At 66.0% G+C, this 14768-nt stretch carries 14 protein-coding genes and 1 tRNA gene; 9 read left to right on the forward strand and 6 right to left on the reverse strand.

The features are described 5' to 3' along the window. Positions 1–6: 6 nt before the first annotated feature. Positions 7–2265 carry a hypothetical protein gene (locus tag AC07S4_RS25160; protein ID WP_494989213.1) on the reverse strand — a complete coding sequence of 753 codons (2259 nt, stop codon included), beginning with the start codon at positions 2263–2265 and terminating at the stop codon, positions 7–9. Further along, positions 2262–3047, reverse strand: coding sequence for a hypothetical protein (locus tag AC07S4_RS25165; protein ID WP_494989214.1), 786 nt, complete (start codon positions 3045–3047; stop codon positions 2262–2264). The genes AC07S4_RS25160 and AC07S4_RS25165 overlap by 4 nt, the downstream gene beginning before the upstream one ends. Positions 3048–3120: 73 nt before the next feature. Between AC07S4_RS25165 and AC07S4_RS25170 the strand changes: the two genes are divergently transcribed. From AC07S4_RS25170 to AC07S4_RS25180, 3 genes are read left to right on the forward strand one after another with little or no spacing between them, the layout of a single operon-like run. Then, complete coding sequence (locus AC07S4_RS25170) at positions 3121–3330, forward strand: hypothetical protein (protein WP_494989215.1); 210 nt, start codon at positions 3121–3123, stop codon at positions 3328–3330. After that, entirely contained in the window at positions 3317–3763 is a 447-nt protein-coding gene (locus tag AC07S4_RS25175) for a hypothetical protein (RefSeq protein ID WP_494989216.1), read from the forward strand. The genes AC07S4_RS25170 and AC07S4_RS25175 overlap by 14 nt, the downstream gene beginning before the upstream one ends. Positions 3764–3782: 19 nt before the next feature. Continuing rightward, complete coding sequence (locus AC07S4_RS25180) at positions 3783–3920, forward strand: hypothetical protein (protein WP_494989217.1); 138 nt, start codon at positions 3783–3785, stop codon at positions 3918–3920. A gap of 54 nt (positions 3921–3974) precedes the next feature. On the opposite strand, the gene AC07S4_RS25185 is transcribed toward AC07S4_RS25180, so the two are convergent. Further along, positions 3975–4051 (reverse strand) — tRNA-Met (locus AC07S4_RS25185). Positions 4052–4236: 185 nt separating this feature from the next. Between AC07S4_RS25185 and AC07S4_RS25190 the strand changes: the two genes are divergently transcribed. The 6 genes from AC07S4_RS25190 to AC07S4_RS25215 all read left to right on the forward strand — a co-directional run bounded on the left by AC07S4_RS25190 (position 4237) and on the right by AC07S4_RS25215 (position 10962). After that, positions 4237–4812 (forward strand): NUDIX hydrolase, encoded by a 576-nt coding sequence (locus tag AC07S4_RS25190; RefSeq protein WP_494989218.1) that lies wholly within the window; start codon positions 4237–4239, stop codon positions 4810–4812. Further along, positions 4809–5540 carry a leucyl/phenylalanyl-tRNA--protein transferase gene (gene aat / locus AC07S4_RS25195; RefSeq protein ID WP_494989219.1) on the forward strand — a complete coding sequence of 244 codons (732 nt, stop codon included), beginning with the start codon at positions 4809–4811 and terminating at the stop codon, positions 5538–5540. Before AC07S4_RS25190 ends, aat begins: the two co-directional genes overlap by 4 nt. 67 nt (positions 5541–5607) lie before the next feature. After that, the gene (locus AC07S4_RS25200; RefSeq protein ID WP_494989220.1) at positions 5608–6336 is read left to right on the forward strand and encodes an arginyltransferase; all 729 of its coding nucleotides are present in this window, start codon (positions 5608–5610) and stop codon (positions 6334–6336) included. Between the two features lie 32 nt (positions 6337–6368). Beyond that, positions 6369–7412, forward strand: a complete 1044-nt coding sequence (locus AC07S4_RS25205; protein ID WP_494989221.1) for a quinone-dependent dihydroorotate dehydrogenase — start codon at positions 6369–6371, stop codon at positions 7410–7412. A gap of 9 nt (positions 7413–7421) precedes the next feature. Continuing rightward, positions 7422–8468: an aldo/keto reductase gene (locus AC07S4_RS25210; RefSeq protein WP_494989222.1), complete on the forward strand. Its 1047-nt coding sequence runs from the start codon at positions 7422–7424 to the stop codon at positions 8466–8468. A gap of 103 nt (positions 8469–8571) precedes the next feature. Continuing rightward, on the forward strand, positions 8572–10962 hold the full coding sequence (locus AC07S4_RS25215; protein WP_494989223.1) for a TonB-dependent receptor: 2391 nt from the start codon (positions 8572–8574) through the stop codon (positions 10960–10962). A 22-nt stretch (positions 10963–10984) separates the two neighbouring features. Here the strand turns inward: AC07S4_RS25215 and AC07S4_RS25220 are convergent, their stop codons facing one another. The 3 genes from AC07S4_RS25220 to AC07S4_RS25230 all read right to left on the reverse strand — a co-directional run bounded on the left by AC07S4_RS25220 (position 10985) and on the right by AC07S4_RS25230 (position 14768). After that, positions 10985–12613, reverse strand: coding sequence for a methyl-accepting chemotaxis protein (locus AC07S4_RS25220; protein ID WP_494989224.1), 1629 nt, complete (start codon positions 12611–12613; stop codon positions 10985–10987). 152 nt (positions 12614–12765) lie between these two features. Beyond that, positions 12766–13698, reverse strand: coding sequence for a CysB family HTH-type transcriptional regulator (locus AC07S4_RS25225; RefSeq protein ID WP_494989225.1), 933 nt, complete (start codon positions 13696–13698; stop codon positions 12766–12768). Continuing rightward, positions 13695–14768 (reverse strand): sulfate/molybdate ABC transporter ATP-binding protein, encoded by a 1074-nt coding sequence (locus tag AC07S4_RS25230; RefSeq protein WP_494989226.1) that lies wholly within the window; start codon positions 14766–14768, stop codon positions 13695–13697. The genes AC07S4_RS25225 and AC07S4_RS25230 overlap by 4 nt, the downstream gene beginning before the upstream one ends.

Consider the following 14768-nt stretch of genomic DNA (forward strand, 5'->3'; position numbering starts at 1 on the left):
CGGCCGTCAGTAGAAGTACTTGGTCTGCTGCGCCCACTTGCTGTTCGGGTAGTTCTTCTTCAGCAGATTGAAGGCCTCCTTCGAGTACTGCGCGCGCAGCTGGTCCTTCTCCTCCTTGTCCGACCCATACGGACACTCCATGCGCGTGGACGCCACCAGGAAATGCAAGGCCTTCGGCGCCTCGTCGTCGTTCGGCTTCAGCTTGGCCCACGCCAGCAAGGCCGGTGCGATGAACTCGGTGCGCAGCGGAAGCTTCAGCAGCACCTGCTGCTCCTTGCCCGCCGCCGCCAGCTGCTCCGCGCTCAGATAGCGCGGCGGCTGTTTGGGCATGGCCTGGGACTCCTCCAGTCCGCCCGAACGGCAGCCCCAGTTGCGGCTGCTGCCCTGCGCATCGATCACGGACGGATTCAGCTCCGGCGTGTTCACCAGTATCAGCGCGCCGGCCAGCTGGCGCTCAGCGCCGCTGGCCGCCTTGCGGTAGCGCGCGTACAGATGCTCGGTGGTCTTGCGGCCTTGCGCCACCTTGTCCAGCAGCGCCAGCGCCGTCGCCTCGTCGTTGAAGATCAGCGCGCGCGCCAGCATGGTTTCCTCCAGCGGCTTGCGCCACTGCTTGGGCAGGCGCGGATGCGCCAGCAGGGCGCGCAGTTCGGCGGTGGGGAAATAGCGGTACACGCTGCGGCCGAAGTCCTCGTCGGTCTCGCCTTCGGCCGGCGCGCTGTCGATCGCCTCGCCCGCTTCCACGGGATCGGGCTTGCGCGGCGCGGCCTTCAGGAAGTCGTCCAGCGTCCCGGCCGAAAACAGCTTCAAGGCCAGGTAGCGGTTGGTGGTGGCAACCGACATGGCCTTGCCGTGGCTGGCCATCAGGCGGTCTATGTCCTTGTCGGCCTGCGCCGCCTGCTTCTCGGCGATGGCGAGCCGCGCCAGGTGGTACTGCAGCGTGAGATACAGCGGATGCCTGGCCGGGACCGCGGCGGCGGCCTTCTTCTCGGCCTCGGTCAGCTCGCCGGCGTGGGCCAGCGTCAGCAGCGGCGCCAGCCACAGCGCGCCGTCTTCCTTCTGCTTGAGCCAGCGCGCGCGCAGATCCTGCAAGGCTTGCGTCCGCGCCTGCTGCACTTCCTTGCTGTTGGCGCTTTCAAACACGTCCAGCGGCGCCTCGGCCTGCATGCTGCCTATCCAGGCCGTCAGCGGTTCCTGCGCCGCGATCATCGCGCTGCGCGGCTGCTGGTCCAGCAGCACCAGATAGTCGCTCAGCAGCCTTGGCGTCTCGGCGCTGAAGGGCTCCTGCTCCAGCCTGCGCGCCAGCACGGCGATGCGCGCCACCGGGTCCAGGCGCGCGTCCACCAGCGAGATCATTTGCCTGGCTGGCGCATACGACTGCGCCAGCGCATCGAGCTCCTTGCGCGCCAGCGCCAGCCTGGCCGCCCGGTCCGGCGCCTTGCCGCCCTGCTCCAGCGTGGCGCCGCGTATCAGGCTGCGCGCCGCCAGGTAGCTGCCCAGCGTGCGCCAGGGCGACCTGGCGTCCTGCGCGACGGCCAGGAACTGCTTGCGCGCCAAGTCGAAATTGCGGGCGTAAAAATGCGCGGCGGCGGTCTGGTAGGCCTGGTCTGCCTTGAGCCAGTCGGGCGCGTTCGCCGGTGCGGCGGGCGGCAGCTGCACCACGCGCTTCGGCTGCGGCGAACCGTACTGATAAGGCGGCTCCTCGCAGTTGGCGAACACCGCATCCTGGCCTTGCAGCCAGGCCTTGTGCCACTGGTCCGCCTTACCGCCCGCGCCGAGCTGCGCGCGCGCCTTCATCGTCAGCGCCGCCTGCTTGAACGCATCCTCATGGCAGTTGACGTAGCTGGCGTGCTCCACGTCGCCCATCACGTCCAGTTTCACATCCGCCAAACCCCATTGCTTCGCGTAGACGGCGCGCTCCTTCAGCCAGGCGCCGGAGCCATTTTTCTCCGCTTCATAACTGTAGTCCCAGCCGCTGGTTTTGCCCACATGCCAGCGGTCCAGCTCCAGCGCGGCCAGCTGCTGCGGCGTGAGAGCGCGGCCTTTCGCGGCCTGGTAAGCCAGATAGTGGTAGACGCGCCAGTACGTCCCCGGCAGCACGCCCAGATTGCCGCCCGCGAACTGCGCCAGCACGCCAGGCGCAACCTGGTATTCGGATGCGAACCGGTTGGCGCTGAAACCGTCGCCGCCGCTGGACAGCGCAGGCTGGGGCAGCGCCGCGAACAGGGCGGCTGCGGCGATGGAGGAAAGGATGCGGTGTCGTTTCATGGAATGGACGAGTAAGGTTCGGATTGCATGGCCCGCCAGCTTGCGGCGGTCCACGGACGGGGAGAAAAATAATAGCCGCGCGCGGCCACGCTGCGCAGCGGCGGCTCGTCGCTCGCATAGCCTGCGGCGGCGCGGCAGAGCGGCTGGGTGAAGCCCTGGCGGTGCAGGCGCTGGCGCAATGCGTCCTGGCCCGGCCCCATGCGGAAAGCCATCGGCACCACCTCGTCGGCCAGCCCGGCCGGCAGCCACGCGTCGTCCATGCACCACGAGGCCAGCGCCGTGACAGACAGCGCGATGCGCGGGTCCAGCTGGCGGCGGATCTCGGCCATGGTCTGCGCCAGGAAAGGCCGCTGCGAGCGGCGCACTTCAAAGTCGAGCTGCACCACGCTGCGGTTGCCGCGCTGCGCCACGCGCAGCAGCTCCTGCACGATGCGCGCCGACTGCTGCGCGCTCAGCGCAGGCGGCACGCGCCAGGACGCGTCCACGTGCAGCACCGGCACCAGCGCAACGCCTTCGCGCAGCAGCAGCGGCGCGGTGCGCGGATGAACCAGCGCCTCCTCCCCGCGCAGCAGCATGGTCGACGCCACGTAGGCCACGCCGGCATCGGCGGGCAGCCAGCGCAAATCTTCCGGCCGCTCCCACGCCCACAGCATGCGCGCGGGCAGCTGCGCCAGGGCTGGATGCGCAGCATGCGCAGCGTGTGCAGGCGTGGCGGCATGGCCGTCCGCGCGCAGCGCCGTGCAGGCCAGGCATGCGAGCAGGAAGATGAGTAGGCGTTGCATAGCCAGCATATTAAATGAAAGACGAAGGAAAGCCGCCGCCGGATGCGTACAGCAAGCGCTGCGCCGCTTCGGCATGCCGCTGGCCGAAATCGCCGCCTTCCTCGCGCAGCCGGACGCGCCGCTGGCGGACCTCGTCTGCCAGATCGCCGCGCTGGACCGCCAGTTAGCGCAAGCCGCCGCCCTGCGCCGCCGCCCGCAGCTTGATCCGCGCCAAAACGTCGCGGCGTACCAGCGGGTAAGCTCTGCAAGTCCTCCGTCCGAGCATCCTCATGGAAAATTATAAATTCTACGGCTGGTTACTATTGAACGTCGCCGTGCCGCTATTCGCTCCAATTGCTCTACTTCCATTATTGAGCGCAGGGCGGCAGCATCGAGGTCAAGCTGGAATGCTCCTGAAATGGGCCATACAGGACGGTCAGCTTTACTGGCCCGTTATCGCCATGTGCGCGGCTGCCTGCTACGAAGCCGCAGGAGTTGTAGCCCCGCCCAGCTTGGCACGGAACGCGGACAATATTGCTCTGGCATGGGTCGCGATAGCATGGCATGTTCTTGTTATTGTCATCTCATCTGTGCTGGTCACTGTAAGCACAACCGATGCGACGGTCATGGCCAAGAACCGAAAGACCGAAAAATTGACGCCCGTGGTGCTACCATCAATTGTGGCGTCGGCGGCAACGGCCATTACCTTTCCGGCCACGCATCTACTCGCTCGCTGATGGTCGTCAAGGAGGAGATATGAAATGGTTTGCTGAATATCTGGAAGACCCGGAGAACCGGCGCAAGCTCACTACCCGCCTGGGGGTTTTACTTGTCGTGGGCGGCACCATCATGTCCATCGTTCTTTGGACCGGCGTTATTCTTCTCAAAAAATAAGCGCCCCAACGGAAAAGCCGTTGAACTCTTTCGAATTCAACGGCTTTCTGTATCTGGTTGCGGGGACAGGATTTGAACCTGTGACCTTCGGGTTATGAGCCCGACGAGCTGCCAGACTGCTCCACCCCGCGTCTGTATGAACGTATTATAGGGCAACTGAAGACTTTAGGCAATATCAATCTCGAGATCATCAATGATAGAGCCAATTTATCCTCTACAGCCCCCGCATAGCGAGCGCTCGCGCTACGCGCACAGCCCGCAATCGGTGTAAAGTAAGCACTACGCCAACAAACACCGCTGACCCCAACCGCCTCCCATGAAATTCTGTTCCGAATGCGCCCACCCGGTCGAGCTGACCATACCCGCCGGCGACAACCGCCCGCGCTACGTCTGCCCCCATTGCACCGCGATCCATTATCAGAATCCCAAGATGGTGCTCGGCTCCGTCCCCGTATGGGAGCAGGACGGCAAGCTGCAGGTGCTGCTGTGCAAGCGCGCCATCGAGCCACGCTATGGCTACTGGACCCTGCCCGCCGGCTTCATGGAAAACAATGAAACCACGGCCGAAGCGGCCGTGCGCGAAACCGTGGAGGAGGCCGGCGCCAACATCGAGCTTGGCCCGCTGTTCACGCTGATGAACGTGGCGCGCGTGCACCAGGTGCATATGTTCTACCTGGCCACGCTGCGCGACCTCGACTTCGCCCCCGGCGAGGAAAGCCTGGAGGTGCAGATGTTCACCGAAGACGAGATCCCCTGGGACGACCTGGCCTTCCCCACCATCCGCACCACGCTGGAGCTGTTCTTCGCCGACCGCGCCCGCATGCGCGCCAGCGGCGGCGGCCACGGCTTCCACACCCAGGACATCACGAAACCCATGCGCAGCGACGTATGATCCCCTGGCTGGACGCGCACTCGCCCTTCCCCGACGTCTCCCAGGCGCTCACCACCGATGCGCCCGGCCTGCTGGCCGCCGGCGCCGACCTGTCGCCCGCCCGCCTGCTGGCCGCCTACCAGCGCGGCATCTTCCCCTGGTTCTCCGAAGGCCAGCCCATCCTGTGGTGGAGCACCGACCCGCGCATGGTGCTGATGACGGACCGCTTCCGCGTCTCCGACAGCCTGAAAAAAGCCATCAAGAAGGTGCAGCGCAGCGCAGAAAGCGGCGGCCGCTGGCAGGTGCGCTTCGACTCGGCCTTCGAGGACGTGATGCGCGCCTGCGCCGCGCCGCGCCGCGACGGCCCCGGCACCTGGATCTCGGACGACATCATCGCCGGCTACACCGGCCTGCACCAGCTGGGCTACGCCCACTCGTCCGAGCTGTGGCTGGACGGCGAACTGGTGGGCGGCGCCTACGGCGTGTGCATAGGCCGCATGTTCTACGGCGAATCCATGTTCGCGCGCGTGACGGACGGCTCCAAGATCGCGCTGGCCTACCTGGTGCATTTCCTGAAATCCAATGGCGTGGCCATGATCGACTGCCAGCAGGAGACCGGCCACCTGGCCTCGCTGGGCGCCGCCCCCATCCCGCGCGCCGCCTTCCTGCAGCATCTGGACGCCAATATCGGCCTGCCCGCCATCGGCGGCTGGACACCGTTGCAGCCATACCCCAGCGCCGCCGATTAGCGTGCAGAGTTCGCCGCTTTCTGCGCTATGATATGGACACGGACACCATTTTTGCCCCGGGACGCGCATGACGCACCTGAACGACCTGCCCTTCGCAACGCTGCAGTTCTACACGACAGCGCCCTACCCTTGCAGCTACCTGGACGAGCGCCAGGCGCGCTCGCAAGTGGCCACCCCTTCGCACCTGATCAACGCGGACGTGTATTCCGAGCTGGTGCGCAACGGTTTCCGCCGTAGCGGCATCTTCACCTACCGCCCGTATTGCGACGGCTGCCAGGCCTGCGTGCCGGTGCGGGTGGCGGCGGCCGGTTTCCGCCCCACGCGCGGCCAGCGCCGCGCCTGGACCCGGCACGGCAAGCTGACGGCGGGCGTGGCCACGCTGTCCTTCTCGGACGAGCACTACGACCTCTACCTGCGCTACCAGAGCACGCGCCACGCCGGCGGCGGCATGGACCAGGACAGCCGCGACCAGTACGCGCAGTTCCTGCTGCAGAGCCGCGTCAACACCCGCCTGGTCGAGTTCCGCGACCCGGACGGCACGCTGCGCATGGTCAGCATCATCGACGTGCTGTCGGACGGCCTGTCCTCGGTCTACACCTTCTTCGATCCCGAGGTGGAAGGCGCCTCCTACGGCACCTACAATATAGTCTGGCAGATCACCCAGGCGCAGGAGCTGGGCCTGCCCTACGTCTACCTCGGCTACTGGATCGCGGACAGTCCGAAAATGTCCTACAAGATCAATTTCCAGCCGCTGGAGGCGCGCATCAAAGGGCAATGGAGTGTCATGGCGCGGTAGAATACGGGCTACTTTTTTCTGGTAGCCCCTCCATGTCCGACAAATTCCTGTACTCCCTCGCCCGCCCCATGCTGTTCTCCATGGACGCGGAAGCCGCCCACCACTTCACGCTGCCGGCGCTCAAGAAAGCCTCCAAACTGGGCCTGACCCGCGCCTTCGCGCGCGCGCCCAAGCCGGACCCGCGCACCGTGATGGGCATCCTGTTCAAGAATCCGGTCGGCCTGGCGGCGGGCCTGGACAAGGACGGCGCCTACATCGACGCGCTGGCCGACCTGGGCTTCGGCTCCATCGAAGTGGGCACCGTCACGCCGCGCGCTCAGCCGGGCAATCCCAAGCCGCGCATGTTCCGCCTGCCGGCCGCGCACGGCATCATCAACCGCATGGGCTTCAACAACGGCGGCGTGGACGCCTTCGTGGCCAATGTGCAGTCCTCGCGCTTCTACCAGAACAAGGAAGGCGTGCTGGGCCTGAACATCGGCAAGAACGCCGACACGCCGATCGAGCGCGCCGCCGACGACTACCTGCACTGCCTGGAGAAGGTCTACCCTTACGCCAGCTATGTCACGGTGAACATCTCCTCGCCCAACACCAAGAACCTGCGCCAGCTGCAAGGCGGCTCCGAACTGGACGGCCTGCTGGCCCAGCTCAAGGACGCGCAGCAGCGCCTGGCCGACCAGCACAAGCGCTACGTGCCGCTGGCCCTGAAGATCGCGCCGGACATGGACGGCGACCAGGTGAAGAACATCGCCGACGCGCTGCTGCGCCACAAGATCGACGGCGTGATCGCCACCAACACCACGCTCAGCCGCACCGCCGTGGAAGGCATGCAGCACGGCGCCGAAGCGGGCGGCCTGTCCGGCGCGCCGGTGTTCGAACTGTCCAACCAGGTGATCCGCCTGCTCAAGGCCGAACTGGGCGACGCCCTGCCCATCATCGGCGTGGGCGGCATCATGCAGGGCGCGGACGCCAAGGTGAAAATGGACGCGGGCGCGCAGCTGGTCCAGCTGTACAGCGGCTTGATCTACGCCGGCCCCGCACTGATACGCGACTGCGCCGACGCAGTGCGCCGCAAATAAGGAGACAGCATGGAATACAGCACCCTCGGCACCACCGGCGTCAAGATCAGCAAGATCTGCCTCGGCACCATGACCTTCGGCGAGCAGAACACCGAAGCGGACGCGCACAGCCAGCTCGATTACGCGCTCGAGCGCGGCATCAACTTCATCGACACCGCTGAAATGTACCCGGTGATGCCGCGCGCGGAAACGCAAGGCTCCACCGAGCGCTACATCGGCTCCTGGCTGAAGAAAAGCGGCAAGCGCGCGGACGTGGTGCTGGCCACCAAGGTGGCCGGTCCGAATCCGAATATGCACTGGGTACGCAAGGGCCAGAACAACCTGGACGCGGCCAATATCCGCGCCGCCGTGGACACCAGCCTGCAGCGCCTGCAAACCGACTATATCGATTTATATCAATTGCACTGGCCGAGCCGCAACGTGCCTATCTTCGGCGCGTCCGTGTTCGACCCGGCCAAAGAGCGCGAGTGCGTGGCGATAGAGGACACGCTGGCCGTGCTGGGCCAGCTGCAGCAGGAAGGCAAGATCCGCCACATCGGCGTGTCGAACGAATCGTGCTGGGGCGTGAATGAATTCATCAAGCAGGCCGAGATGAAAGGCCTGCCGCGCATCGCCACCATCCAGAACCTGTACAACCTCACCGCGCGCCACTACGAAACCAGCCTGCTGAACGAGACCTGCTACCGCGAGCAGGTCAGCCTGCTGGCCTACAGCCCGCTGGCGTTCGGCCAGCTCACGGCCAAGTACCTGGACAACCCGAAAGCGCACGGCCGCCTGACCATCTTCCCGGCCAGCTGGAGCCCGCGCTACCTGCGTCCGTCCGTGCTGTCGGCGGTGGCGCAGTACGCGGCGCTGGCGCGCGCCAACGGCATGACGCCGGCGCAGATGGCGCTGGCCTGGTGCTACACGCGCTGGTTCGTCGCCTCCACCATCATCGGCGCCACCACGCTGGCGCAGCTGAAGGAAAATATCGACGCGCTGGGCACCGTGCTGTCCCCGGAACTCGTGGCGCAGATCGACGCCATCCACGCCAGCCTGCCCGACCCGGGACAATAAAGCGGTATATGTCGGAGGGACATAAGCTTAGCAATAAGCATTCGTTCCCTCTTTAACAACTCATCGGTAAGCTCCCGGCTTTACACAAGCAAGAGAGTCAGCCATGAGTTTCCGCCATACCCAAGCACATCCCGGCCGCGCACTGCTGGCCTCCAGCCTGATCGCCTCGCTGGGCCTGCCGGCCGCAGTTGCCGTCCATGCCCAGGAGCTGCCGTCCGGCGACGTGCAGACCGTGCTCGTCACCGGCACCTACGCCAAGAACCGCCGCAGCAGCGACTCCGAATCGCCGGTCGACATCATCGGCGCGCGCGAGCTGCAGGCCTCCGGTTCCAGCGAACTGGCCACGGTGCTGGGCCGCGTGCTGCCCTCGGTGAACTTCCCGCGGCCGTCCGGCGCCGACGCCAGCGACGCCGTGCGCCCCGCGCAGCTGCGCGGCCTGTCGCCGGACCAGGTGCTGGTGCTGGTGAACGGCAAGCGCCGCCATGCCTCGGCCGTGGTGAACGTGAACGGCACGCTGGGACGCGGCTCCGCGCCGGTGGACCTGAACGCCATCCCCATCGCCGCCATCGACCACATTGAAGTGCTGCGCGACGGCGCGGCCGCCCAGTACGGCTCGGACGCCATCGCCGGCGTCATCAACATCATCCTGAAAAAAGGCGCCAAGGGCGGCGAAGCGGAAATCGGCTACGGCCAGTACAAGGAAGGCGACGGCGAGAGCGTCACGCTGCGCGCCACCGGCGGCTTCGACCTGGGCAACGGCGGCTGGCTGCGCCTGGCGGCGGAAGCGGCCGACCGCAATCCCACCAACCGCGCCGGCCCCGACCTGCGCAACCCGGCCGAGCCGCGCTACGGCAAGGTCAACCAGCGCTACGGCGACCCGGACACCAAGCCGCGCAACCTGTTCTTCAACAGCCAGCTGCGCGTGAACGACGACATCGACTTCTACGCCTTCGGCAATTTCGGCCAGCGCAAGACCGAGGCCGCCGCCACCTGGCGCACAGCGCTGAACGGCACCGCGCAGCGCACGCCGCTGTTCCCGGAAGGCTTCCTGCCGCTGCAGGACAGCACCTCCATCGACGAATCGCTGACCGCCGGCCTGCGCGGCGCGGCCGGCGCCTGGCGCTGGGACGCCAGCCTGGACTACGGCAGCAACCGCTTCGACCTGAACATCCACAACACCGTCAACCAGGACCTGAAGGAAAAAAGCCCGACCAGTTTCCATCTCGGCAAACTGACCAACACCCAGTCCGTGTTCAACTTCGACCTGGCGCGCGAGTTCGCCGTGCCCGGCCTGAGCGGACCGCTGACGGCCGCCGCCGGCGTGGAAGCGCGCCGCGAAAGCTACGAAATCGAAGCGGGCGACGCCGCCTCCTACAGCGGCAGCGGCTCGCAGGGCTTCAGCGGCTTCCGCCCCGTCAACGCGGGCAAGAACAGCCGCAACAACAAGTCCATCTACCTGAACCTGGAAGCGCCGTTCACCAAGCAGTTCTCCGGCGCGCTGGCGGCCCGCCACGAAAACTACAGCGACTTCGGCACCACCACCTCGGCCAAGGCCTCGGCGCGCTACGCCTTCAGCGACGCGGTCTCGCTGCGCGGCACCGCCTCCAGCGGCTTCCGCGCGCCGTCGCTGGCGCAGCAGTTCTACACCATCACCACCACCAACTTCTCCATCATCAACGGCGTCAACACGCCGATCGAGACCGGCACCTTCGCCGTCAACAGCACCGCCGCGCTGGCGCTGGGCGCGCAGCCGCTGAAACCCGAGAAGGCCAAGAACCTGAGCCTGGGTCTGCAGCTGCAGCCCTTCCGCAACTTCAGCACCACGGTGGACGCCTACCGCATCGACATCGACGACCGCATCCTGTTCTCGGCCAACCTGATCCTGCCGGACGCGCTGAAAGCCACGCTGGCCGCGCAAGGCGCGCTGGTGGGCGCGGCGCGCTACTTCACCAACGCGGTCGACACGCGCACCAAGGGCGTTGACCTGGTGAGCACCTACCGCGTGGACCTGGCCAACAAGGACAGGCTGGACTTCACGCTGGCCTACAACCACAACAAGAACGAGATCGTGCGCATCGCCGACAATCCGGCTGTGCTGACGGCCAACAAGCTGCTGCTGATCGACCGCCAGACGGTGAACCGCGCCACGGTGGGTTCGCCCAAGGACAAGTTCAGCCTGGCGGCCGACTACACGGCGGGCATCTGGACGGCGCGCGGCCTGGTCACGCGCTACGGCAGCTTCACCGTGCCGCAGAACGTGGCGGCGCAGGACCAAGTGTACAGCCCGCAGTGGGTGCTGGACGTGTCCGGCAGCGTGAAGCTGGGCAGGAACTGGAAGCTGAGCGCAGGCGTGGACAACCTGACCGACAAGTATCCGGACCAGGTGACGTCGCTGAACAACCTCAACAACAACGGCATCAATCCGTACAGCGGCTTTGCGCCGAATGGCTTCAACGGGCGCTACTACTACGCCAAGGCTGGCTATAGCTGGTAAGCCGCCCCACGCTGTAAGGACTTTACCCGGCGGCGATCGCCACCCGGGACTGGGCGCGCCGCGCAGGCGGCGCGGCCTGCACCTGGTACTGCTGCTCCGCCAGCCGGAACACGCTCACCGCTTCGGCCAGCAGCTCGGCCTGGTCGCGCATCGACTGCGCGGCGGCGGCGGCTTCTTCCACCAGCGCCGCGTTCTGCTGCGTCACATCGTCTATCGACACAATCGCCTGGTTCACCTGCGCGATGCCGGAACTCTGCTCCTGGCTGGCCGCGCTGATCTCGGTCATGATGTCCGCCACCTGGCGTACCGCCTTGACGATGCCTTCCATCGTCGCACCCGCCTCGTCCACCAGGCGCGCGCCGGTGTCCACGGTTTCCACCGACTGGCCGATCAGCGCCTTGATCTCCTTGGCCGCCGCCGCCGATCGCTGCGCCAGGTTGCGCACCTCGGACGCCACCACGGCAAAACCCCTGCCCTGCTCGCCCGCGCGCGCCGCCTCCACCGCCGCGTTCAAGGCCAGGATATTGGTCTGGAAAGCGATGCCGTCGATCACGCCGATAATGTCCACGATCTTGTTCGAGCTTTCCTTGATGGCGCCCATGGTGTTCACCACCTCGCCCACCACCTTGCCGCCCTTGGTGGCGAACTCGGAAGCCGACACCACCAGCAAGCTGGCCTGCCGCGCGTTCTCCGCATTCTGCGTCACGGTCGAGGTCAGCTCCTCCATCGACGATGCGGTTTCCTCCAGGCTGGAGGCCTGCTGTTCAGTGCGCGAGGACAAGTCCAGATTGCCGCTGGCGATTTCGCTGGACGCCGTGGAGATGGTGTCCGATCCGGACCGCACCCGGCCCACGGTGCGCGCCAGGCTCTCGTTCATATTCTTCAGCGCGCGCAGCAGCTGGCCGGTTTCGTCGGCGCTGTCGCATTCTATGTGCTGGGTCAGGTCGCCGCCGGCCACCGCCTCGGCCACGCCCACCGCCCGGTTCAGCGGACTGGTGATGCTGCGCGTAATCCAGTACACCACCACGGCCGCCAGCACGGACGCGATCACGGTCAGCGCTATCATCATGGTGCGCGCGCTCAGGTAGGCCGCGTGCGCGTCCGTGGCGGCTTTGTTGACGGCTTCGGTTTGATATTTGACCAGGTCGGTCAGGGAGTTGAGATAGGCGGTCTGTTCCTTGCGCACCGTGGTCAGCAGGTAGACCACGTTCTCGTCGCGCTTGCTTACGTCGGCGGACTTGGCCACGAAGGCGCTCTGCACCACCTCGTAGCGCTGGCGCGCCTCCAGCACGGCCTTAAGCTTGGCCTTGCTTTCCGCATCCTCGTCGTCGGAAATCAGCGTGGTGAGCTTGTCCAGGCGGGCGGCGATTTCCACCTTCCTGTCGTCCACGCGCTTGAGCTCCTTGCGCACGGTTTCCGGGTCGGTGGACAGCATGGCGTTGCGCATGGCGCGGGCGATGTCGTTGACGCCGCCCACCGCCTCATACGCCTCGATCACCTTGGGCACTTTGTCGGCCGCCAGGTCGTCGGTGCCGCTGTTCAGCTTGCCGAGATTACCGATGCCGACCACCGACATGCCCACCATGAACACCAGCGACAAGCCCAATCCTCCGGCCAGCCGCGTGCCTATTTTCCAGTTGCCTATGCCCATGTGACGCTCCCTGAACTTTAAAACAATGTTTCAAAAATGGGGTGCTGTGCGCGGATTAAACTGTACTGACGCTGAATTCAGTATATGGCGTAATGACAATATCCGGCGGGAAAATAAATAGTCTGTTTTCCCGCCGCAACACTAGATGGACTTTACGCGGCCTCAGGCCCCGCAAGGGCTACTTCGATATCGCTGCGGCGCAGCTCGGGGGCAAACTGCAGGATGAACTCCTGCGCATAGGTGCGCAGATAGGCGCCGCGCCGCACCGCCAGGCGCGTGGTGTTGGCCGCGAACAGGTGCGACGCTTCCACCGCGCGCAGGCCCTTGTCGCGCCCGTGGTCGAAGGCCATCGAAGCCACGATGCCCACGCCCAGGCCCAGCGACACGTACTGCTTGATGACGTCCGAATCCATGGCCGTCAGCACGATGTCGGGACGCACGCCGGCGCGCGCGAAGGCGTCGTCCAGGTGGCCGCGGCCGGTAAAGCCCACGTCGTAGGTAATCAGCGGGAACTCGGCCAGGTCCTCCAGGCGGATATTGGTGCGGCCCAGCAGCGGATGGCCGTCCGGCACCACGATCAGGTGGCTCCAGCGGTAGCACGGGAAGGACACCAGGTCGGGGAACTGGCTCAGGCCCTCGGTGGCGATGCCGATGTCCGCCTTGCCCGACAATACCCATTCCGCGATATGCTCGGGCGAGCTTTGCTGCAGGGCGATGCGCACCTCGGGGAAGGCGGCGCGGAAGCTCTGCACCACTTTCGGCAGCGCGTAGCGCGCCTGCGTGTGGGTGGCGGCGATGGTCAGGGTGCCGCTGTTCTGGCCGGTGTATTCCTGGCTGGCCTGCTGCAGATTCTCGGCCTCCACCAGCAGGCGGTCGATAATCTTCAGTATGCCCTTGCCAGGGTCGGTCAGGCCGGTCAAACGCTTGCCGTTGCGTTCGAAGATGACCACGCCCAGCTCGTCCTCCAGCTCGCGGATCTGGCGGCTCACGCCGGGCTGCGAGGTGAACAGCGCGTTGGCCACTTCGGTCAGGTTGAAGTTGCGGCGGGCCGCTTCGCGTATGGAACGCAGTTGCTGGAAATTCATATCGCGCTTCCTTCATCAACAAACACATGCAGGCGTTTCGGACGCACCACCAGGGTCTCGCCTTCCTTCAGGCCCAGCGAGCTGTAGCGCTCGTTGGGGATCACCGCTTCGATGATCTCGGCGTTGTCGGCGCGCTCCAGGTCCAGCTGGGCCAGCGGGCCGATGGCGTGCGCGCGGCGCAGCTTGACCACGATGCCCTCGGCGCCCTCCGTGTAGCGGTCCACGTCGAGGTCGTGCGGACGCACATAGGCGATGCCCTTGCTGTCCTGCGTTTCGCCGTGCGAAGGCAGGTCCAGCGCCACGCCGCCGGTGGTGATCACGCCTTCATGCACGCGGCCGTGGAACATGTTCACATTGCCCAGGAAGCCGTACACAAACGGCGACGCGGGATGGTTGTACACCTGGTCCGGCGCGCCGATCTGCTCGACGTTGCCCTTGTTCATCAGCACCACCTGGTCGGCCACTTCCAGCGCCTCCTCCTGGTCGTGGGTAACGAAGATGCTGGTTACATGCAGCTCGTCGTGCAGGCGGCGCAGCCAGCGGCGCAGTTCCTTGCGCACCTTGGCGTCCAGCGCGCCGAACGGTTCGTCCAGCAGCAGCACGCGCGGCTCCACCGCCAGCGCGCGCGCCAGGGCGATACGCTGGCGCTGTCCGCCGGACAGCTGCGGCGGATAGCGGTCGGCCAGCCAGTCCAGCTGCACCAGGCCCAGCAGGTCCATCACCTTCTGCTTGATCTGCGATTCGGACGGACGCTCGGCGCGCGACTTCACGCGCAGGCCGAAGGCCACGTTCTCGAACACCGTCATGTGCTTGAACAGCGCGTAGTGCTGGAACACAAAGCCCACCTGGCGCTCGCGCACGTGGCGGTCGGAGGCGTCCTTGCCGTCCAGCAGGACCTGGCCCGAGTCCGGATGCTCCAGGCCGGCGATGCAGCGCAGCAGCGTGGTCTTGCCGCAGCCGGAAGGCCCCAGCAGCGCGGTCAGTTCGCCGGTGGGAAAGTCCAGCGACACATTGTTCAGGGCGGTAAATTCGCCGAAGCGCTTGTTGATGTTTTTGACTGCGATCGTCAT

The sequence above is a fragment of the Pseudoduganella sp. GW821-FHT05F09 genome, from assembly GCF_059419605.1.